At 69.2% G+C, this 19,459-nt stretch carries 16 protein-coding genes; 1 reads left to right on the top strand and 15 read right to left on the bottom strand.

The annotated features are described in order from the left end of the window. The 6 genes from VF557_17090 to VF557_17115 all read right to left on the bottom strand — a co-directional run. The coding region (locus VF557_17090; GenBank protein ID HEX8081930.1) for a cation:proton antiporter at positions 1–423 on the bottom strand (423 nt) is incomplete at its 3' end. Beyond that, positions 420–1,553, bottom strand: a complete 1,134-nt coding sequence (locus tag VF557_17095) for an FAD-dependent oxidoreductase (GenBank protein ID HEX8081931.1) — start codon at positions 1,551–1,553, stop codon at positions 420–422. The genes VF557_17095 and VF557_17090, both read right to left, overlap by 4 nt. A gap of 6 nt (positions 1,554–1,559) precedes the next feature. Continuing rightward, complete coding sequence (locus VF557_17100) at positions 1,560–3,197, bottom strand: class I tRNA ligase family protein (protein HEX8081932.1); 1,638 nt, start codon at positions 3,195–3,197, stop codon at positions 1,560–1,562. Next, complete coding sequence (locus tag VF557_17105) at positions 3,194–3,571, bottom strand: cupin domain-containing protein (protein ID HEX8081933.1); 378 nt, start codon at positions 3,569–3,571, stop codon at positions 3,194–3,196. The genes VF557_17100 and VF557_17105 overlap by 4 nt, the downstream gene beginning before the upstream one ends. Before the next feature lie 2 nt (positions 3,572–3,573). Beyond that, positions 3,574–4,902 (bottom strand): SidA/IucD/PvdA family monooxygenase, encoded by a 1,329-nt coding sequence (locus tag VF557_17110; protein HEX8081934.1) that lies wholly within the window; start codon positions 4,900–4,902, stop codon positions 3,574–3,576. A 270-nt stretch (positions 4,903–5,172) separates the two neighbouring features. Beyond that, positions 5,173–6,423, bottom strand: a complete 1,251-nt coding sequence (locus VF557_17115; protein HEX8081935.1) for a cytochrome P450 — start codon at positions 6,421–6,423, stop codon at positions 5,173–5,175. A gap of 352 nt (positions 6,424–6,775) precedes the next feature. On the opposite strand from VF557_17115, the gene VF557_17120 reads away from it, so the two are divergent. Then, entirely contained in the window at positions 6,776–8,098 is a 1,323-nt protein-coding gene (locus tag VF557_17120) for an MFS transporter (GenBank protein ID HEX8081936.1), read from the top strand. Between the two features lie 39 nt (positions 8,099–8,137). Here VF557_17120 and VF557_17125 read toward each other — a convergent pair whose 3' ends face one another. From VF557_17125 to VF557_17165, 9 genes are read right to left on the bottom strand one after another with little or no spacing between them, the layout of a single operon-like run. Next, positions 8,138–8,497, bottom strand: coding sequence for a hypothetical protein (locus tag VF557_17125; GenBank protein ID HEX8081937.1), 360 nt, complete (start codon positions 8,495–8,497; stop codon positions 8,138–8,140). Positions 8,498–8,526: 29 nt separating this feature from the next. Further along, complete coding sequence (locus tag VF557_17130) at positions 8,527–9,837, bottom strand: SidA/IucD/PvdA family monooxygenase (protein HEX8081938.1); 1,311 nt, start codon at positions 9,835–9,837, stop codon at positions 8,527–8,529. A gap of 28 nt (positions 9,838–9,865) precedes the next feature. Beyond that, positions 9,866–11,245, bottom strand: coding sequence for an ATP-grasp domain-containing protein (locus VF557_17135; GenBank protein HEX8081939.1), 1,380 nt, complete (start codon positions 11,243–11,245; stop codon positions 9,866–9,868). After that, a complete protein-coding gene (locus VF557_17140) occupies positions 11,242–12,570 on the bottom strand; it encodes a glutamate synthase-related protein (protein ID HEX8081940.1) in 1,329 nt (442 codons plus the stop codon). Before VF557_17140 ends, VF557_17135 begins: the two co-directional genes overlap by 4 nt. Continuing rightward, positions 12,567–14,915 (bottom strand): amino acid--tRNA ligase-related protein, encoded by a 2,349-nt coding sequence (locus VF557_17145; protein ID HEX8081941.1) that lies wholly within the window; start codon positions 14,913–14,915, stop codon positions 12,567–12,569. Before VF557_17145 ends, VF557_17140 begins: the two co-directional genes overlap by 4 nt. Continuing rightward, positions 14,912–15,397 (bottom strand): cobalamin-dependent protein, encoded by a 486-nt coding sequence (locus VF557_17150; protein HEX8081942.1) that lies wholly within the window; start codon positions 15,395–15,397, stop codon positions 14,912–14,914. Before VF557_17150 ends, VF557_17145 begins: the two co-directional genes overlap by 4 nt. Positions 15,398–15,399: 2 nt before the next feature. After that, positions 15,400–16,248 (bottom strand): arginine deiminase-related protein, encoded by an 849-nt coding sequence (locus tag VF557_17155; protein ID HEX8081943.1) that lies wholly within the window; start codon positions 16,246–16,248, stop codon positions 15,400–15,402. Continuing rightward, on the bottom strand, positions 16,245–18,128 hold the full coding sequence (locus VF557_17160; GenBank protein HEX8081944.1) for an ABC transporter substrate-binding protein: 1,884 nt from the start codon (positions 18,126–18,128) through the stop codon (positions 16,245–16,247). Before VF557_17160 ends, VF557_17155 begins: the two co-directional genes overlap by 4 nt. Positions 18,129–18,131: 3 nt before the next feature. Further along, positions 18,132–19,421: an ATP-grasp domain-containing protein gene (locus tag VF557_17165; GenBank protein HEX8081945.1), complete on the bottom strand. Its 1,290-nt coding sequence runs from the start codon at positions 19,419–19,421 to the stop codon at positions 18,132–18,134. Positions 19,422–19,459 lie beyond the last annotated feature (38 nt).

Consider the following 19,459-nt stretch of genomic DNA (forward strand, 5'->3'; position numbering starts at 1 on the left):
CGGCAGCAGGAAGCCCAGCCCCACACCTAGGCCCAGTGGTATCAGCAGCCCGCCCAGGCTGACTCGGACCGCGGTGGCGCCGCGTCGGCGGATCAGGCCCAGGTCGACGTGCATCCCCGACAGCCCGACCAGCAGCAGCACGCCGACCTGGGCCACCGCGTTGATCATGTTCGCCTGCGGCGCGCTGGCCGGGAACAGCCAGTCCCACAGCTCCGGCGTCAGGTGCCCCAACAGGGACGGCCCTACCAGCACCCCGGTCAGCAGCTCACCCACCACCGCCGGCATCCCGAACCGCACCGCCAGCCGCCCCAGGATCACCGCCAGGCCGAGCAGCACGCCGACCTGGATCAGAAAGACCAGCAGATCATGACCAGCCGGCTGCGGAAGCGGCGAAAATTCAGCGGCGAGCACGGTCGGGCTCATGTCGTGCCAGGCCGGTCAGCGGTGAGCTGGCGGGGCTGGTCGACCGAGGTCAAGCCGGTCAGCCCCGGCGTGCGCCCGAGGGCCCGGTCCGCCAGCGTCCGGGCCAGCACCGGGCCGAACTTGAACGACATCCCGCCGCACGCCGCGAAGGCCCACACCCCGTCGCCGAGCTGCACCAGCAGCGGTCCCTGCCCGGCCTCGTCGGTGAGGTAGTAGCCCTCCGTCGCGCCGGTCACGGCGGCCGGGTCGAAAGCGGCCAGCACGGTGCTGAACCGGCGGATCAGGTGGGTACGCCATTCGGCGGGGGTCTGCCGGTCTGTCAGCTCGGCCACCGTGCGGCAGGCGCTGGCCGCGCTGAGGCGCACCGGGGTGCCGGCGACCGGCGGCATCAGCCACGCGTCGCGGGTGGCGCCCAGCCCGAGCACCGCGGGCGATCGGGACCACGCCGCCGGAAAGGAGCTCGGGGTGTAGGACAGCATCGTCTGACGCTTCAAGGTCAAACCCTCGCTGAGCCCGGCCGGCAGCAATTCGCGCGACCACGGCCCGGCCGCCACCACCACGCTGTCACCGGACAGCACGCCGCCATCGGCGAGCACGACGGACGCCGACTCGGCCACCCGCGTCACCCGGCGGTGCGAGTGGACGCGCACGGCGGGATGGCCGCGCAGCCAGCGGGCCGCCGCCAGCAGCGCCCGGTCGGCCCGCACCGTTCCGGCAGCCGGCTCCAGGACCGCGGGCTGCCTGGAGGTGAACCCCCGCAGCTGGGGGCAGCGCTCTGACAGCTCCCGGCCGGTCAGCGCCCGGACCGGCACGCCGGCCTGGTTCAGCACCGCCAGCTCGGACTCGACGTCCGGCGCCGCCAGCACGGTGAGTACCCCGCTGCGATAGTAGAAACGGCCGCCGAGCCGGCGCTCGGTTTCGACCCATGCCTCGTGCAAGCCGGCCGCCGCCAGCGACAGCGGCTGTTCACCGCGGTGCAGCGTGCGCACCACCCGATGCTGGTCGTAGGAGGTGGCCGACGGCGACGGTATCGCCGCCTGCTCCACCAGGTCGACCTGGGCCCCCGCACGGACGCAGTCCACGGCGGTGAGCAGGCCGATCACCCCGCCACCGACCACCACTATCCGCATGCCGGCTTACCCGTGTGCCGCCGCGTCGGCCGCGGTCAGCGACAGCAGCGGTGGTGTGAACGGCGCGACCTGCGCGACATCGAAGGCCCCCGGCTCGAGCACGCCGTCGAAGCCGCCGGCCTGCCGTGCCGCGGCGGCCAGGTCGATCAGGATCGGAGCACTGAGCGCCAGCAGCGCCCGGACCTGCAGGATCAGGTCACCCCACGCCTCGGGCTGCTCGTCCAGACCGCGCCCGTCGAGGGCGGCCGCCAGCCGTCCCAGCCGGGCGATCTGGGTCAGGATCGTGTCAGCACACCGGTTCAGGCTGTAGTTGGGCACCTCGTAGTGAAAGTCGAAGCGGGCCAGCATGGTCGCGGCGCAGGCCCGGCCCTGCGCCGACACCGGCAGCGCCGGTGCTTCGCCGGCCGCATTCGCCGTGGCCTTGCCGATGGTCTCGGCCAGCCGGTTCCAGGGTTCGACCAGCCGCTCACGAGTGACTTTGTCCAGCCCGGTCCGGGTGAAAGTGGTTCGCTGGTACTCCGGCGCGGTCAGCGCCAGGTACAGCCGCACCGGATCTCTGGGCACCTCGAGAAGCAGTTCCTGAACCGACAGGACGTGCCTCTTGCTGGTGGAGAACTTCTCGCTCTCCAGCTCGTAGAACTCGTTCGTCAGCACCCATTCGGGCCGGATGTACTTCTGGCCGTGCGCCATCAGCAGCGCCATGTGGGCGAGCGCGAAGTAGTAGGCGTTGTCGAAGCCCAGGAAGTGCACGATGCGCATGTTCTCCTCGGGCAGCCACAGCTGGCCGGGCGTGGTGTCGCGGCCCAGTTGCGCCGCGGCGTAGGACGAGGTGTACATCCCCGCCGGGATCAGCTCGAGCCAAGCGTTGAGCACCTGCCCGGGAGTCTCGGGGAACGGCGCGGGCATGCCCCAGGCGAGCGGGTAGGTGATGGGCAGGTCCTGCAGCGGGCGGGACAGGACATCGCGCACCATCTGCACCAGGTGCGGACGCCAGTAGGAGGACCACTGCTCGTGGTAGGCGGTGAGCTGCTCGCGGTACTCCTCCATCGGCAACACCAGAATGGTGGTCTCCCGGACTACCGGAATGTCGCGCGGGTCGATGGTGGAGTGCGGGTCGAGCAGGTCGTCGAAGTTGTTCGGATGGCAGCAGGTCTCGCACAGGCCACCGCGGCTGGTGGCCAGGCAGACCGGGCACTCGCCTTCGATCAGACCCTCGACGAGGAACTCGCCGGTCCGCTCCAGGTAGGGCATCTTCACGGTCCGGAGCCGGAACTTGCCGGCCTGGTGCAGCGCCCTGAAGTAGTCGAGCACCGTGTCCTGATAGGTCTGATCGAACGGGCCGAAACCGTCGAAGGAGATGCCGATCGCTGTCAGCGCCTCGCGGATCAGCTCGGTGGAGTCGCGGCAGAGCTGCTCCGGTTCGACCCCGAGCCGCCGGGCCGAGGCCACCACGAAGGTCTGGCTGTCATCGGTGCCGGTGCTGAACACGACCTTGCGACCCCGGGCCCGCTGGTAGCGCGCGTAGACGTCACCGCCCAGGTACGGCCCGGCGATGTGGCCCAGGTGCATGCCGCCGTTGGGCGTCGGGTTCGGGCCGAGGACCAGTACCGGACGGTCGTCCTCGGCCGGACGCGGCGGCCTCACGACTGGGTCTTCGCGCGGTTCTTGGCGAGGAAGCGCTCAGACATCTCCTCGTCCCACCACACGCTGTAGAACATGAACTCGTCCTCGCCGTCGTTGAGCAGCCGGTGGCGCTTGCCAGGCTGGAAGAACGCCACGTCGCCGGCCGCGAACGGCGTCTGGTCGCCATCGCACTCGATCACCGCCGAGCCGCGCACCGCGATGAAGATCTCGTGCTCGTGGTGGGAGTGCAGGGTCGAACGGGTACCTGGCAGGGCCAGTGCCCAGGAGCCTTCGAAAGGCGCGTTCACCACGTCCCAGGGCTGCAGCCGCTGGGTGTGCAGCCCGTACTCGTGCAGGAGGTTGTCGGACTGGAGATGGACTATTTCGGCTGCCATGATTACCTTCCCGCGATCTGGTTGAGGATGTCGGCGCTGTGCCCGGCTGGGCTGGCGCCGTTGTCGGACCGGCCCGCCGCCCGGTGCGCGAGGACGTCGAAGGTGATGTCCTTGGCACGGTGGGCCAGGACGCTGAGCAGCGAATCACCGATGCCGTGGGTGGCCTCGTTGATGCCCTGCAGGTAACAGGCGGCTTCGGCCGGCTCGTCCACCACCAACCGGTAGCCGCGGGTCACGTCGATCTTTTTCAACCCGATGGCGTCGGCCAGACCCTGGATCAGCTTCGGGGGCTGCCAGTTGAACCCGGTGCCGAGAAAGACCATGTCGCGGCGCAGCTCGGTGATCGAGCCGGTCCTGCGATCGGTGAGTTCGAGCACCACCTCGCCGTCCTCCTCGCGAGCGGCGGTGACCTCGGTCAGTGTGATCAGCCGCCGGTCATGGCGGCGGTCCAGGCGATCGCGGTAGAAGTCGGTGTACAGGCTCTGCAGCATCGCCGGGGTCATGCAGGAGTAGTTGGTCTTGTACAGCTCCTGCCTGATCAGCACCCTGCCGTCCGCCGGGGTGTCGAAGAACTCATCGACGTAGGAGGGGTAATAGAGCTCGTTGGTGAATTTGCTGGACGGGTCGGCGGTCGGTCCGATCGAGCGCATCAGCCATGCCACGTCGCTGTCGGGCAGGTCCGAGCGGAGCGCGCGAAACACCTCGGCGGCGCTCTGCGAGCTTCCGATCAGCGCCAGCCGGTAAGGCAATTGCTTCTGCAGGCCGGCGATTGCCGGCCGGTAGCGGGTGCTGTGGATGACCCGGTCGGACGGCAGACCGGCCAGCGCGGGTGGGATGTTCGGGTCCCGACCGGTCGCGATCACCAGGTAGCGACTGGTGATGGTGGATCCATCGGCCATGCTGGCAACCCAGCCGGTCAAGGCGCCGGATGAGGACCGCGACGGCGCGATGGCGACGCAGTCCTGGCCCAGCTCCAGCTTGACCCGGGTCAGCGAGTCGGCCACCCAGTTCAGGTAGGCGGAGATTTCCAGGCGATACGGGCTCTGGTTACCCAGGTTGATGAAGGCGTCCAGCCGGTCGGTGGACTTCAGGAAGTTCAGAAAGCTGAACCGGCTGCGTGGATTGCGCAGCGTCACCAGGTCCTTGAGAAAGGACACCTGGCTCTTGGCCCACGGCAGCAACAGGCCCGACTGCCATTCGATCGTCGGGTTCCTGTCGATGATCAGGGCGTTGTCGGCCAGGTCGGGCGCGAGTTCTTCCAGCGCCACTGCTAAACCCAGGTTCGACGGCCCGGCCCCCACCGCGAGCAGTTCGACTTCACGATTCGTCATCGAGGCTCTCCATGCATCGTTTGCCAGGCTGCCGGGAGTAACCCGACTTGGTTTTCACAGGCAGCTCGCCGGGCCGGTAGTGCTTCACCAGACCGTGGGGGATCCTGCATGAAGTCGGCGGCCATCCGCTCGACGCATCTCAAGGATTCGGCCTCCACACTGTGAACCTCCGGTGCAATTTGCAGCCACCGCGCTTTCGGACAGCTGCAATTACAAGAGGTTTTCAGCGACGTTGATTGATACACCGTCGAGAGGCAGGCTTCCGTCGGGTCAGCACGTCGGCGAGAGCAGGACGGGCAGCGCCAACAGGCCGCGCAGCAGCGCGCTGTTATCCCGGCGCAAGTCCTGCGCCTGGCCAGCGAGCCGTATATGCGGATACCGGGTGATCAGCCGGCTCAGGGCTGTCTCGATCTGCATCTTGGCCAGTGGCACGCCGATGCAGTAGTGCAGGCCGTGGCCGAATGCCAGGCTGCCGACCGGACGGCGATTGAGATCAAGCCGATCGGCATCGGGGAAGTGGCTGCTGTCGCGGTTGGCGGAGTGCCAGGACAGTGCCAGGAGCGCATTCGCCGGGATCACCTTGCCACCGACGGGGATCTCTGCCGTGGTGAACCTGAACGTGCCCACGCCGGAGGGGCCGTCGAAGCGCAGCAGCTCGTCGACTGCGACCGGTACCAGGGAGGGATCGGCACGCAGCCGGGTCAGCTCCGGATGATGGGTCAGCAGGCTCGCCATGGCATTGCCGATCGAGTAGATCGTGGTGATGTGGCCGGCTACCGCCAGTACGAAGATCATGGAGACCAGCTCGCCCTGGGTCAGTCGATCGGTGCCGTCGGTGACCCGCACCAGCTCGCTGATCAGGTTGTCGCCGGGGTGAGCTCGCTGGGCGTCGATCAGCGCGTCGGCGTAGGCGGTCATCCTCTTCGAGGCGTAGGCGACCTCATCCGGGTCCTGCCCGGCGCCCACCAGTTTGAGCGACCACTGCCGGAAGTCCGCGCGGTCGGCCTCGGGAATGCCGCACAGGTCGCAGATGATCGTGAGCGGCAGCGGCACCGCGAAATCCTCGATCAGGTCAACCTCGGCCCGGCCCTCGAACGCGTCGAGCAACTCATCGATCACCTGCTCGACGCGTGGGCGCAGCTTCGCCACCCGCTGGGCGGTGAAGGCCTTGCTCACCAGCGCGCGCAGCCGAGTGTGCCGCGGCGGGTCGCTGTTGAGCATGTGCGCCGCGAGCTCGCCATCGAAACCGAGATCCACCGGCTCATCACTGTCAGGCAGGACAGCCAACCCGGAGTGCCGGGTGAACAGCTCGTTCATCCGGCGCCCGTCCTTGCTGACCCGCGGGTCGTTGACGAGAGAACGCACCTCGTCGTACCCGGTCACCAGCCACACCCTGGCGCCGTGGGCCCACACGACCTCATGCACCGGACCCTTTTCGCGGTACTCCTTCAACAGGCCATAGGGATCCTGCATGAAGTCAGCGGGAATCCTGTCGACCAGATGCAGGGATTCGGCTTTCATAATATGCTCTCCCGCCCCCGTGGGCAGCCGCTATCACTCGGACTGCCGCAATTACAAGAGACGTCAAGCGCGGTCGATTGATACACCGTAGACAGGTAATTCTCTGTATGCGAAAGCCCCTGTGCGTGAGGAGAACTTGGATGTACCGTGTCTCTGTCGCCTGGCCCTCGAGGTGATCCGTGGGCCCGAATAGCCTTGCTGATCGGTTGATTCCATGGGTAGTGCAACAGCTGTACGAATGCTTCGCGAGGCTGAACCTCGAGATCCGTGATCCGCACGTGCCGACCTTCGCTTGACGGGCTTGACGCCCGCGCAGGAACGCCCATCGATCCTGAACAGATTGGCAAAGCCGATGACCGAAGAACTCACCGATGACGGCGTGCCGGCCGGGGGCAGCGGACAGGTAGGTGTGCTGACCACCTGGCGCGAGACACCCCTGCAGGCGAAAGCGCTGCTGGCCGGCGTGTTCGTCAGCAAGCTCGCCGGGTTCATCCAGATCTTCCTGGTGCTGTTTCTCACCTCTCGTGGATTCTCCTCCGGCCAGGCGGGGCTGGCACTGGGGCTGTACGGCGCCGGCGCGGTGGTGGGCACGTTCGTCGGCGGATCGCTGAGCGACAAGTTGAGCGCCCGTACGGTGACGCTGATCAGCATGCTGGGATCGGCGCTGCTGATCGTGTCCATCATCTACCTCGACCAGTACCTGCTGCTGCTGCTCGCCGTGCTGCTGGTGAGCGCCATCGGCCAGCTGTATCGCCCGGCCGCGCAGTCGCTGATCACCGAGCTCACCCCGCCCAGCCGGCTGGTGATGGTGACCGCGATGTACCGGTTGAGCTTGAACCTGGGAACCACGGCCGCGCCGCTGATCGGCGTGGCGCTGGTCTCGGTCTCCTACGACCTGCTCTTCTGGGGCGAGGCCCTGGCCGCGCTGGTCTACTGCCTGATAGCGCTGCGCTTCCTGCCACGGCGCAGCGCGCAGGCCCACCCGGTTCCTGAAGCAGCCAAGACCGCCGAGGCCGACCAGGCCGACGGGCCGATCCAGGAGCGCAAGGCACGCTCGGGCTACCTGGCGCTGCTGGAGGACTGGCGGTACCTGGTCTTCCTCTTCGCCTTCCTGATGCTGTGCACGGTCTATGTCCAGTACACCGCGGTGCTACCGCTTGCCGTGATCGACGCCGGACTGAGCACCTGGTGGTACGGCGCTATCATCACGATCAACGGCGCCATCGTCGTGACCTGCGAGGTGGCGGCCACCAGGTTCACCCAGACCTGGCCGCTCCGGCTGACGCAGCTGAGCGGATTCGCGCTTCTGGCAGCCGGCTATGGCATCTACGCGATCGACCTGGCCCCGCTCTTCCTGATTGTCGGCACCCTGGTGTGGACGCTGTCAGAGATCATCGGCGCGCCGACCATCTGGGCCTACCCGGGCATGGTCGCTCCGGCGAGGCTGCGAGGCCGTTACTTCGGCGCCATGCAGAGCATGTACGGACTCGGCTCCACGGTCGGCCCGATCGTGGGAATCCTGCTGTACGAGCATGTCGGTCAGCAGTTCTTCCTGTGGGCGGCGGCGGTGATGGTGCTGGCCACGGTCATCGGCCGGATCGGCATGGTGGGCTCCGCCGGTGAGCCCGCGGCCCAGCCGGTGGATGAGCCGAGCCTGGCCGAGCCGACGACCTGATCCGTTGAGGTCGAACGCGCACCGCCGCTCCGGCGCCGATCACTGGTGCTGGAGCGGCGCATTCGCGCTGTGCGGCAGTTCTTCCAAGGTCGAAACGCCATTGGACGCGCCGGAGCCGAAGCGTTCCCAGTACTCGGTCAGCCGGATCCGGCCGTCGGCCAGCACCTGGGGGATGCTGCGACACAAACCGGTGACCGCCTCGCCGCTGGTCAGCACCATGCAGTAGGCGAACTGCACCACGCCCTCGGCGTCGCAGGTTCCGGCGAGCGAGCCGCGTCGCACCTCGCCGCCGGAGAACTCGCCCCAGATCAGGTCCTGCTGCTGGTGGTACTGCGCCACGGGGGCAGGACCGGATGACTCGGTGACCGGGCTGAACCGCCGGCCGTCATAGTCGATCATGCGCGCGGACCTCGTTCACTCAGGTGTCCTCAGCGATGGCTGTCAGAGCCTACCGGCTCCTTCACCAGGTGTCGGCTGTTCGCCGGATCCCGGTCGGCCAGGATGTCGAGCACGGTGGCGGCGGTCCGGTCGGCCATCACGCTGAACAGCGAATCACCGACCCCGTGGGTGTCCTCGTTCATCCCGTGCAGGTAGCACGCCGCCGCGGTCGGCTCGTCGAGCAGCAGCCGGTACCGCCGGCTCACGGTCGCCCCGGGTAGTTGGAGTTCGGAGGTGAAGTTCTTGACCACGGTCGGCATCCCACGCACGAAGCCGGTGCCGAGAAAGACCAGATCGCGTTCCAGGCGGGTGATCTCACCGGTGGTCCGGTCGGCCAGCTCCAGCATCACACCGTCCTCGGACTCGGTCGCGCCGACCAGGTCGGTCATGGTGATCATGCTGGTGCGGTCCTGGCCGGTCAGCTGCCCCAGGTAGCGCTCGGAGTAGAGGTTGCGCAGCAGCTCCGGCTCGACGCCGGAGTAGTTGGTCCGGTGCATTTCGCGCCGGATCTCCTCCCGGCCCTCGGGGGAGGCGCCGTACACCGTGTCGACGAAGGACGGGAAGTACTTCTCGTTGCTGAACGGGCTCGACTGCAGGGCACTCGGGCTGAGGGAACGCATCACCCAGGCGATCTCGGCGTTCGGCAGATCCTGCTGCAGGGCGCAGAACATCTCCGCGGCGCTCTGGGCTCCGCCGAGCACCGCGACCCGGTGCGGCAGCTCGCGGTCGACAGTGGCCATCCGGTGGGTGTATCGGTTGCTGTGCACCACCCGTTCCGGCGACAACCCGGCAAGTGCCGGCGGGATCTGCGGGTCCCGTCCGGTCGCGATCACCAGATAGCGACTGGAGATCGTCGAGCCGTCGGCCAGCTGGCAGGTCCAGCCCACCAGCGTGCCGTCGGCATCGCGGCGCGGCTCCAGCCCGACCGACTCGCAACCCAGCCGCACCTGCACCTTGGTGAGCGAGCTCGCCACCCAGGCCAGGTATTCCGAGATCTCGCTGCGATAGGGCCAGACGTTGCCCAGGTTGATGAAGTCGTCCAGCCGGCCGCGGGAATGCAGGAAGTTGACGAAGGTGAACTCGCTGCACGGATTGCGCAGGGTCACCAGGTCCTTGAGGAACGAGATCTGGCTGGTGACCCACGGCAGCAGGAGTCCCTGCTGCCAGACGACCGCCTCGGCGCGTTCGATCAGCAGGGAATTCTCGGCGAGGTCGGGAGCGAGCTCCTCCAGCGCCACAGCCAGTGCCAGATTGGAAGGCCCGGCCCCGACGGCAAGCAGTTCGACGTCCTGGTGACTCATGTGATCTCTCTTTCTGGAGGTAGTCCCATCACCATGGCCGGCCCGTGTACGGCTGGGCCTGGTCCAGCGGCTCGTACCGCAGCCCGACCAGCGCGGCCGCCTGGTCCAGCGCGGCCTCGCATTCGGCCGGCCCGGGCGCGACTGCCAGCACGTAGGCGTGCCGGCACAGGTGGGTGCTCGGTGGCAGCCGCAGCTCGGCGCCGGGCTGCACGATCGCGCGCGCCTCCAGCAGGCCGGGCACCGAGGCAGGCTCGGGAACTCTCACCTCGAGCACCCGGCAGTCCTGCGGCGGGTAGAGGAACCTGATTCCCGCGCACTGCTGGCTGGTGGCCTCCAGGTCGGGCACAACGCCGGCGGCGACCTGGGCCGCCACCAGTCCCGGATCGACGCCGGTGGCCAGCTTGCCCAGGTAGGGGATCAGGTCGCCGCCGAGGCGCGCGTTGACCTCGATGATCACCGGCCCCCGCTCGGTCAGCCGGACCTCGGTGTGCGTCACGCCGTCGTGCACGCCCAGCGCGCGGTGGGCGTGGCTCAGCAGCGCGCGCAGCTCCGGATCGGAGGCCAGCGGATCCGCGGCGTCGACCAGGTGGCCGACCTCCTCGAAGTACGGCGGCACCCCGAGATGCTTGCGCGCCACGCAGAACGGCCGGTACTCACCGCCGAAGATCGCCCCGTCGATGCTGATCTCCGGTCCGACGAGGAGCTCCTCGATCAGCACGCCGTCCTCATAGGCAGGCGGTCCGGCCCGCCGGGCCCGCTCGGCCACCTCGAACGCGGCTCTGAGGCCGTCCGGATCATCGGCCTGCACCACCCCGACGCTCGCGCCCATGCCGCGGGGCTTGCTGACCACCGGGTAGCCGATCCGGTCGGCCGCCTCGAGGGCTTCGGCCAGATCACGCACCAGGGCGTAGCCGGGCTGGGCGATTCCGGCCTGGGCGAGCGTGGCGCGGCTACGGGACTTGTCCCGGCAGTTCTCCGCTCCGGCGACGGTGAGCCCGCGTACCCCGAGGCGTTCGGCGACGTAGGCGGTAGCCGTCACGAGCAACTCCTCGTAGGTCAGCACACCAGTGACCTTGCAGTCCTGGGCCACCTGCAGAGCCGCCTCGACCAGGCCCTGCCGGTCGGCGACCACCCGCTGCTCATCGAGCAGGCCGACCACGCTGCTGCCGACGATGTAGGGCAGCTGCCAGGTCGCCGGCCGCTCGTCGATGAGCCACAGCGGCGAGTGCCGGGCGAAGCCCTGCAGCAGGTACTCGCGGTAGGGACGCCACCCACTGCCGATCAGCAGCACCACGCCCTCGTCAGCACGGTTCATCGCACGCTCCTTCGGCTCGTCGTCAGGTCGTGGCCGGGCCTCGCGGGCTTCACCGCCCAGCCAGGTCAGGCCGTCGAGGACGATGGGGTTCACCATGGCTCCGCGCCGGCGCCGTCCGGTGACCACACGTCCTCGCCGGACAGCGCGCCGACGCAGTACTTGCCGAGCGCGCTGAGCAGCATCCGCAGCTCCAGCGCCAGGCACTCCACCAGATTCACCAGTCCGCACAACGGGTCGGCGTCCACCGCGATCAGCGCCGCCCGTCCCAGGCCGGCGGCGTGGGCGCCCAGGGCCAGGCTCTTGGCGACCCGGGTGCCCTCCCACATCCGGCCGGAGACCAGCAGGCAGCCCTCAGGCTGGCCGATCCGGCGTAGGCATTCACCGAGGGGCAGCCCGACGTGCTCGAGAAAGCCGGTCGGCGCCCAGCCGGTGCCGCCCTCGGCGCCGTCCACCGTCACCGCGTCCGCGCCGGCCTGCCAGGCCACCACCGCCGCCGCCCGCACGTCGCGGGCAGGTGGCAGCTTCACCCAGATCCGCGCCCGGGGAAAGTTGTTGCGCATCAACCGGATCTGCTGACGCAGGATCTCCTCGGTGAAGGTGCCGGGGCTGCAGCAGCGCAGCACGCTCAGGTTGTTCCCGGCGACGGCGCCGTTCGAATCACCGACGGCGACGGCGCCGTTCGGATCGGCGCTGACCGTGACGCCGACCGGAACCATCGTGTACGAGTCCGCGAGCCGGGCGGCCGCCACCGGGTCGAGCAGGGTCATGCCGCCGAGCCCCGGCTTGGCGCCCTGCCCCACTTTCAGTTCGAAGGCCAGCCGGCCCGACTCCAGCAGCCGGTGTGCGCTCGGGTCGCTGTAGACCAGGTTCCACACCTCGGCGTCGGCGTCCTCGGTGCTCTGCTGCACCACGACACCGCCGTAGCCGTCCAGCACGCCGTCGGCGTAGGCCGAGATCCGGGCCAGCATCGACCCCTCGGCCTCGGCCTTATCATCCTCGCCGCGGCCGTAACCGTTCACCCGCAGGACGTTCTCACCGACCACCATCGGGATGCCCAGCCAGCCGGCCTGCCTGCTGGCGGCCAACCCCAGGTCGACGCTGGCCACCCGGGTCGAGCCGAACGCCGACAGGTACAGCGGAAGGGTCGAGCGCAGGCCGCCGATGGTGGTGCTCAGGTCTACGTCGCCGAAGGTCGGCTCGCGGCCCAGCTCGATGAGCTTGGCCAGCCGGTGCGGCACGAAGACCGGCGGCACCAGCCGAAGGTCCTCCAGGCTGTCCGCCGCGCGGCTGCCGAGCGGGTTGGCGCCGAACAGCGCGCGGCCGTACTCCTGCGAGTCCGCGAACGCGGCTGCCGCGCCGGTCCGCGCCCGAGTCCGCACGGCCGTCTCGGGAAAGCCCGCGGCCCGCAGTGGGCTCATGGCGACACCACACCGGGAATCTTCGGAAAGGCGCTGGCCTGCCACACCGAGCCCAGGCCGGCGATGTAGCGGGTCAGCCGCTCCAGGCCGATGCCGAAGCCGGCGCTGGCCGGGATTCCCTGGCGCACCATGTCCAGGTACCAGCCGTACTTCGCCGGGTTCTCCCCGGTCTCCCGCATCCGGGCGATGATCGCGGCGTAGTCGTGTTCGCGCTCGCTGCCGCTGCACAGCTCGCCGTAGCCCTCAGCGGCGATCAGGTCGAAGTTGCGCAGGAACCCCGGCCGTTGCGGGTTCTCCCGGTCGTAGAAGCCGCGCGAGCCCTTCGGGTAGTCGGTGAGGAAGAACGGCCTGCTCTCCAGCTGCGACAGCATCGCCTCACCCGCCCAGTCGATCTCGGCGTCGGGGTTCTGCGGGTGCCCGAGCTCGCGCAGGGTGGCCACCGACTCGGCATGGCTGCGGCGGCCGAACGGCCCGGTGGTCAGGGCGGCCAGCGCGGCGGTGTCGCGGCCCAGCCGCTCGAACTCGGCCGGCAGGTCCGACAACACCTTGGTGACGACGTAGCTGACCAGCTCCTCGACCAGGCGCATCGCCTGATCACGCGACGCCCCTGCCATCTCGACGTCGATCTGGTGGAACTCGGCCAGGTGCCGGCTGGTCACCGTGGTGTCCAGTGGCTCCAGGCGGACGTTCGGGGCGATGCAGTAGATCTTGTCGAACATGGTCAGCGAGGCCTGCTTGTACAGGATCGCGCTCGTCATCAGCTTGTAGCGGTGGCCGTAATAGTCGATGTCCACCTGCTTGGCGCCCCGGGCTCCGGGGTCGGTCACCGGGCCGATGATGGGCAGCAGGACTTCGGTGAAGCCGTGCTGGCACAGGAAGTTCCGGGTCGCGGCCAGCATCCGGGACTGGATCGTCAGCACCGCCCAGGTCGCCGGCGAGGACAGGTGCTCCCGGGTGCTGGGCGGGTTCGCGGGCTGGGTGCCGGGTGCGGCAGAGAGCTGGGTCATCGGCTTGGTTCTCCAGAGTTCTTTCGGTTCGGTCGGCGCGCTCGCGACGGCGGCGCGAGCCGGAGTCGGGAGGCCGGACCGGCCGGCCTCGTCGAACTTGCGCTCGACGAAGGACAGCGCCTCCAGCAGCCCGGCGGCGGTGAGTTCGGATCTGGTGGGTCGCAGCGTCTCGGCGATCGGCATCGATCCGATCCGGGACCAGTGCAGCCAGCCGGCCTGGTCGAGGTAGCTGCGGGCCCGGCCGGCATTGTCGGGATGCAGGCAGTAAGGAACGTCGAGGTAGCCATGCTGAAACGCCTTGATCAGGGCTCGGCCGAGATCGGAGTCCAGGTTGAGCACCGCCTCGACGAGCGAGCGCGCCTCGGCGTAGATGCCGGTGTCGCCGGGCGCGTTCGGCGCCGGCGCCCGCCGCTCGTCGGCCGCCGCCACGGCCGCGGCCTCCAGCGCGGCCACATTCTCGGCGATGGACGGGATCCGGTACGCCTCGGCCGCGGTCTTGACGATCAGCCGTGCCGCGCCGGTCCGCACCGCCAGCCGGGCGGCCTCGGTGAGCAACCCGTCGGCGCCGGCCGGCGTGCGCGGGTACACCCCCATGTAGGTGTAGAGCACGATGTGCCGGTCGGCGTCGGGCATCAGCTCGTCGGCCAGCCTGCGCAGCGCCAGCACCGCCTCCCGATCCTGTTCGGCGTTGGTCTGCTGGGCGTAGCTGAGTGAGACGCTGTGCACCCCGTGCTGGCGGAAGAACAGGCACTCCAGGACGCTCAGCGCGATCAGCAGGCCGGGTGGGCACAACTGGCCCAGCATGCAACCGCCGAAGCTCTCCAGGTGGGGTTGCACCCCGGTGTCGCGCACGCCGGCCAGCAGGTCGCAGCTGCGGGCCCAGTTCGAGGTGGCGGTCTCCAGCGGCATCCGGCTGTACGGAAGGCAGTAGGAGACCGGGCCGCCCTCGGTGGCGTGCAGGCCGGCGGCGATCAACGCGGCCACGATGGGCTCCGGACACGGTGAGCCGTGCCGGATCTGCACCGGGAAGTCAGGGCTCAGCACGCCCGCCAGCACGCCGGTGGTGGTGGCCAGGTCGTGCGCGACCAGTGGGTAGCCGTTGAGCTCCATGCCGACCGCCACCGCCTCGGCCGCCTCGAGGCTGGCGCCGATCCGGGTGTAGCTGTCCAGCGTGATCGTTCCCACCGTGGTGGCGGCCGCGCCCTTGGTGGCCAGCAGGCCCAGCCGCATGTCGCGCGGGTTGCTCATCCCCATCCGCGGCTGGACGACCAGCCGACCGGCCCGCTGAGCACGTGCGATGACGTCACCGAAGGACTGCGTCGAGGTCGCGACGGTCACAGCCGTCGTCCGGCCCGGACCAGCGCGGGCAGCGAGCGCAGCGCCGCGGCGCCGGCGCCGTCCTCGTACACGGCGTCGAAGCCGGCCGCGCGCAGCCGGGCGCTGCTCTGCAGCCCGGCCGGTCCCGCGATGCCCAGCTTGCCGCCGATGACCACCGGCAGGCCCGTCAGCTCCGGATTCCGCCTGATCAGGCCGATCAGGTGGGCGCCGTCGCGCATGCCGTGCCCGTTGACCGTGCTGACCACCATCAGGTCGGGCTGGTCCCGCAGGCACTCGGTCACCACCTCCTCCGGCGGCATGCACGGTCCGAGGTTGCGCACGTCGTGGCCGAGCTCCTCCAGGGCCAGTTGCAGGAACACCAGGTTCCAGGTGTGCGAGTCCGACACCACGGTGGTCACCACGATCGACAGGCCGCCCGCGCGGGGACGGCGCAGCAGTGTGGGCGGCCTCGGTTGGAGAACCCGGGCCGGCTCCGCGGCCATGCTCACGCGGCGCCTTTCGGCTCGGGTGCGGCGCTGCGGGCCAGTCCCAACTCCAGGGTGCAGCACTTGACCCCGCCGCCACCGCGCAGCAGCTCCGAGACGTCCGCGGCGATCGGTTCGAAGCCGTGCTCGCGCAGCTGCGCGGCCAGGCTGGTGGCGCCGGCGGGCAGCACCACGTTGCGGCCGTCAGAGACAGCGTTGAGGCCGAACGCGGCGGCGTCCTGGGCGGTGGCGATGATGGCGTCGGGAAAGAGCTGGCGCAGGACCTGCTGGCTGTCCGGGGCAAAGGCGCCGGGGTAGTACATCACCGTCTGCTCGTCGAGCACCGCCAGCGCGGTGTCCAGGTGGTAGAAGTCGGCCTGGACCAGGTTCAGGCTCACCACCGGCCGCTGGAAGAACGTCTCGGTCTCGGTGTGCGCGGCCCGCACGCTGCGAAACCCGCGGCCGGCCAGCAGCAGCTCACCGACGGCCAGAAAGTCGCCCTGGCCCTCGTTGACGCAGTCGGCCTGGCGGACCTCGAACCGGCGCGAGTCGAACCAGTCGAGGTAGGCCGGAGACTCCGCGACCCGCTCCTCGTGGCGGAACCGGGCCACCAGCACCCGGCCGTCCAGCACAGTGGCGCCGTTGGCGGCGTAGACCATGTCGGGCAGGCCGGGCAACGGCGCGACGAGCTCGACCTGGTGGCCCAGTTCCAGGAACACGTCATAGATCCGCTGCCATTGCAGGTAGGCCAACCGCTGGTCGACCGGTTTGGAAGGATCCATCCACGGGTTGATGCAGTAGACGACGTCGAAGTAGGTGGGCGGGCACATCAGGTAACGCCGCGCGGAGGCGACCCGGGGCGCGGTCATCGGACGTCCGCCGTCGTGCCGGTGCCGGTGCCGCTGGCGGTGCCGTCGGCAGTGCCGCTGGCGGTGCCGTCGGTGGTGTCGCTGACGTAGTACCAGTTCTCCGGATTGATCATGCCGTACGGGTTGATCGGCTCGACCCCGTGCAGGTTCTTCGCGATCTCCATCAACCTGAGCGGGAAGCCGGGCGTCCAGATGGCCGGCACCTGTTCGGCCAGGTAGGCGTGGTACTCGGCCAGCGCGCCGGGATCGTCGGAGAGCACGGTGCGCTCGATCAGCTCATCGGCCTTCGGATCGCTGTACTCCGCCCAGTTGCTGCCCGCGCCGGTCTGAAAGAGCATCTCGCCGGTGGGATGGCCGTAGAACACCCACCCGCCGTTCCAGGAGTTCAGCTCCCACCTGACATGGCCGGCGCCGCCCTCGGTGTGATCCTCCGACACCATGACCGAGCCGTAGATGGGCTCCAGCCGCAACTCGATGCCGGCCTTCGCGGCATCGGCCTTGAGCTGTTCCATCAGCTGGGTCAGAGCGGGCTTGCCCTTGACGTAGCGCAGGCTGAACGACAGCGGGGTGCCGGCCTCGATGCCCTCGCCGGCGCATCCCGGTCCGCTGCCGGGCCGGACGCAGACTGCCGGCGTGGTGCTCACGTCCCAGCCGTTGTCGGCCAGCAGGCCGCGGGCGCGCTCGATGTCGAACGGCCAGGCGATGTCCGGTCCGGCCGCGGGTATCGGCTCGCCACGCAGTGACGGGACGGGTCCGTCGATGCGGTGGGCGAAGCCGTGGAAGATGTCGCGGATCGCGGTGTCCTGGTCCAGGCACGATTGCAGCGCCTGGCGGAAGTAGGCCTGCCGGATGATCTTTCCGGCCTCGAACGCGTTGGCGAAGTTCATCGGCATGTAGCGGACGCAGTAGACATCCTGGGGGACCAGCCGGTAGTGCTCGGCCAGCGGGTTGGCGCCGCCCTCGACCAGGCTGGCGTCCAGGCCGAAGGGCAGGAAGCCCACCTGGATGCCGCCCGGGGCGTCCGGACCGGCCTGCAGCTGCGCGTACAGCTCGTCCTCGGAGTAGACCGGCACCTGCCGGAACTCGTCCAGGTAGGGCTTGTTCGGTCCCGAGTAGTGCTCGTTCGGAACGAAGCTGACCCCGCCGTCGGGGTCGAACGTGGCCAGCCGCCAGGGCCCGTTGACCACGCTCCACACCGGGCTGCTCGGCCAGTGGGTCCGGAACTCGTTGTCCTCGGAGGTCCACTCGCCGTTCTCCGAGACCAGGTAGTCATAGACCGCCGGGATGTCGGCCAGGTCGGTCGAGGCATTGGCGGGCCCGTCGGCGGTGCGGTCCCACGCCTTGGGCATCGGGGTGATCAGGCTGAGCTGGTTCATCAGCACCCAGACCCGCGAGTACTCCCGGTCGAAGACGAAGCGCACCGTGTCTTGCGCGATCTTCTCGTACGAGACCAGATTGTCCGGGATGAAGCCGGGCACGTACTTGCCGTACCGCGGGCCCTTGACCACCATCATGTTCATCCAGAACATGATGTTGTCGGCGCAGATCGTCTCGCCGTTGGACCACTTCCAGGGCTTGAGCCTGACCGTGACGGTCCGCCCGTCGGAGTCCCATTCCGGCAGCTCGGCGAGGCTGAGATCAGGGTCGACCTCCGGCTTGCCGTCCCGGCCGAGCCAGTACAGCGGCCGGAACATCAGCGCCTGGAACTCCAACAGGTTCCGGATGCCGATCCGCTCCGGCGGCGTGAACGGAAAGATCGTCGCGGGCGGGAAACCGGGCTGGCCGGCCCATGCGACGCTGCCGCCGCGAACCGGCTTACCAGCTGCCTCGGCTGCCTCGGCTGCCTCGGCGACCTTGGCCACCGTCGTGGACAGTTCCATTACTTACCCCTCGCCCTTGTGATCACCGAACGCGCCTACGAGCTCGTCCCGGTTCGATACCTGTACGTCGATCTGTTCTGCCAGCTCGCGCGCCGCCTGGATGGCGTCGTCGAAGGACTTCCCGGTGGTGCACAGGAAGCCGAGAATGTTGTTGCCGTGCGGCGGTCTGCGGATCACGTCCCCCGGCTTGGCCGTGATCTTGAAGAAGAAGACCCGGTCGGAGTCGGTGACCGCGGCCGGCACGTTGATCTGCTCGATCCGCCCCGGAGCGCTGATCAGGCAGGTGCCCGCGGTGTGCACGCCGGTGGGCCGGTAGTGCCGCACCGGTGGGCGCACCCCGCTCGCCACATCGATCAGCACCTCGATCGGTGAATAGCCGGCGCTGATCCTGGCGAAGTAGTCCAGGCCGCCGCCACCGGGTCGGACCGCGATCTCCAGCAGGTGTGGCGTTCCCTGGTGAAAGCGCACCTCGGCGTGCATGACGCTGCGGCGGATCCCCTGGGCGTGGGCGGCCGCTGTGATCACCTGGTGCACGGCCGCGAGCTGGTCGGGAGCGAGCGAGGTCGGCGCGTGGTGCACGTCGTCGTCGAAGGTGTCGCCCTCGACGGTCACCCGGTCCACTACCGAGCCCAGGTAGACCTCGCCGTCCCAGGCCAGCGCCTCGGTGAGGAACTCCGGCCCGTCCAGGAAGGACTCGATCATCAGCCCGTGCGGGCCGAGATCGAGGCCATCGGGCTCCATCCGGTACCACGCCATCTGCGCTATCCCCGCGCTCGCCTGCGCGAAGCGCTCGGTCAGCGACTCCGGAGAGTCCACCCGGAACACGAAGTTGCTCGCGGCGCCGAGGGTCGGCTTGAGGATCACCGGATAGCCGAACTCCTCGGCCGCCGCCAAGGCCACCGAGACGTCGGGGGCGAACCGGAAGCGTGGCCGCGGAACGCCGGCGCGCTCGTGCGCCTGGCGCATCAGCAGCTTGTTGCGGCTGGTCCGGGCCGCCTCGACACCGATGCCGGGCAGGCCGAGCGCCTCGGCGACCGCGGCCACCGTCACGACCGCGGACTCGGAGAAGGTGAGCACGCCGTCGAAGCGCTGCTCAGCGTGCCAGGACTTGGCCGCCGCGATGATGTCGTCGACGTGCTTGGAGCCGGCGACCCGGTAGCGCGGGGCCGGCCAGTAGTCGGGTTCACCCAACCCGTTCAAGACGAACAGCTCGGATCCGAAGTCCTCGATCTGGCGGTACCGGGACTGGTAGTAGGAGGCGTTCTGGACCGCCTCGAGCGCGAGCAACCTCATGTCAGCTCCTTTCGCCGTTCGAGCGCATCCGGGCAGGG

This window comes from Jatrophihabitans sp. (assembly GCA_036389035.1).
Classification (GTDB): domain Bacteria; phylum Actinomycetota; class Actinomycetes; order Mycobacteriales; family Jatrophihabitantaceae; genus Jatrophihabitans_A.

Excerpts from the sequence above, each read along its gene's own strand:
- VF557_17150 (HEX8081942.1), bottom strand. The coding sequence starts at position 15,397 with ATGGCCGCGGAGCCGGCCCGGGTTCTCCAACCGAGGCCGCCCACACTG.
- VF557_17095 (HEX8081931.1), bottom strand. The coding sequence starts at position 1,553 with ATGCGGATAGTGGTGGTCGGTGGCGGGGTGATCGGCCTGCTCACCGCC.
- VF557_17105 (HEX8081933.1), bottom strand. The coding sequence starts at position 3,571 with ATGGCAGCCGAAATAGTCCATCTCCAGTCCGACAACCTCCTGCACGAG.
- VF557_17125 (HEX8081937.1), bottom strand. The coding sequence starts at position 8,497 with ATGATCGACTATGACGGCCGGCGGTTCAGCCCGGTCACCGAGTCATCC.
- VF557_17130 (HEX8081938.1), bottom strand. The coding sequence starts at position 9,837 with ATGAGTCACCAGGACGTCGAACTGCTTGCCGTCGGGGCCGGGCCTTCC.
- VF557_17110 (HEX8081934.1), bottom strand. The coding sequence starts at position 4,902 with ATGACGAATCGTGAAGTCGAACTGCTCGCGGTGGGGGCCGGGCCGTCG.
- VF557_17140 (HEX8081940.1), bottom strand. The coding sequence starts at position 12,570 with ATGAGCCCACTGCGGGCCGCGGGCTTTCCCGAGACGGCCGTGCGGACT.
- VF557_17155 (HEX8081943.1), bottom strand. The coding sequence starts at position 16,248 with ATGACCGCGCCCCGGGTCGCCTCCGCGCGGCGTTACCTGATGTGCCCG.
- VF557_17115 (HEX8081935.1), bottom strand. The coding sequence starts at position 6,423 with ATGAAAGCCGAATCCCTGCATCTGGTCGACAGGATTCCCGCTGACTTC.
- VF557_17120 (HEX8081936.1), top strand. The coding sequence starts at position 6,776 with ATGACCGAAGAACTCACCGATGACGGCGTGCCGGCCGGGGGCAGCGGA.
- VF557_17160 (HEX8081944.1), bottom strand. The coding sequence starts at position 18,128 with ATGGAACTGTCCACGACGGTGGCCAAGGTCGCCGAGGCAGCCGAGGCA.
- VF557_17165 (HEX8081945.1), bottom strand. The coding sequence starts at position 19,421 with ATGAGGTTGCTCGCGCTCGAGGCGGTCCAGAACGCCTCCTACTACCAG.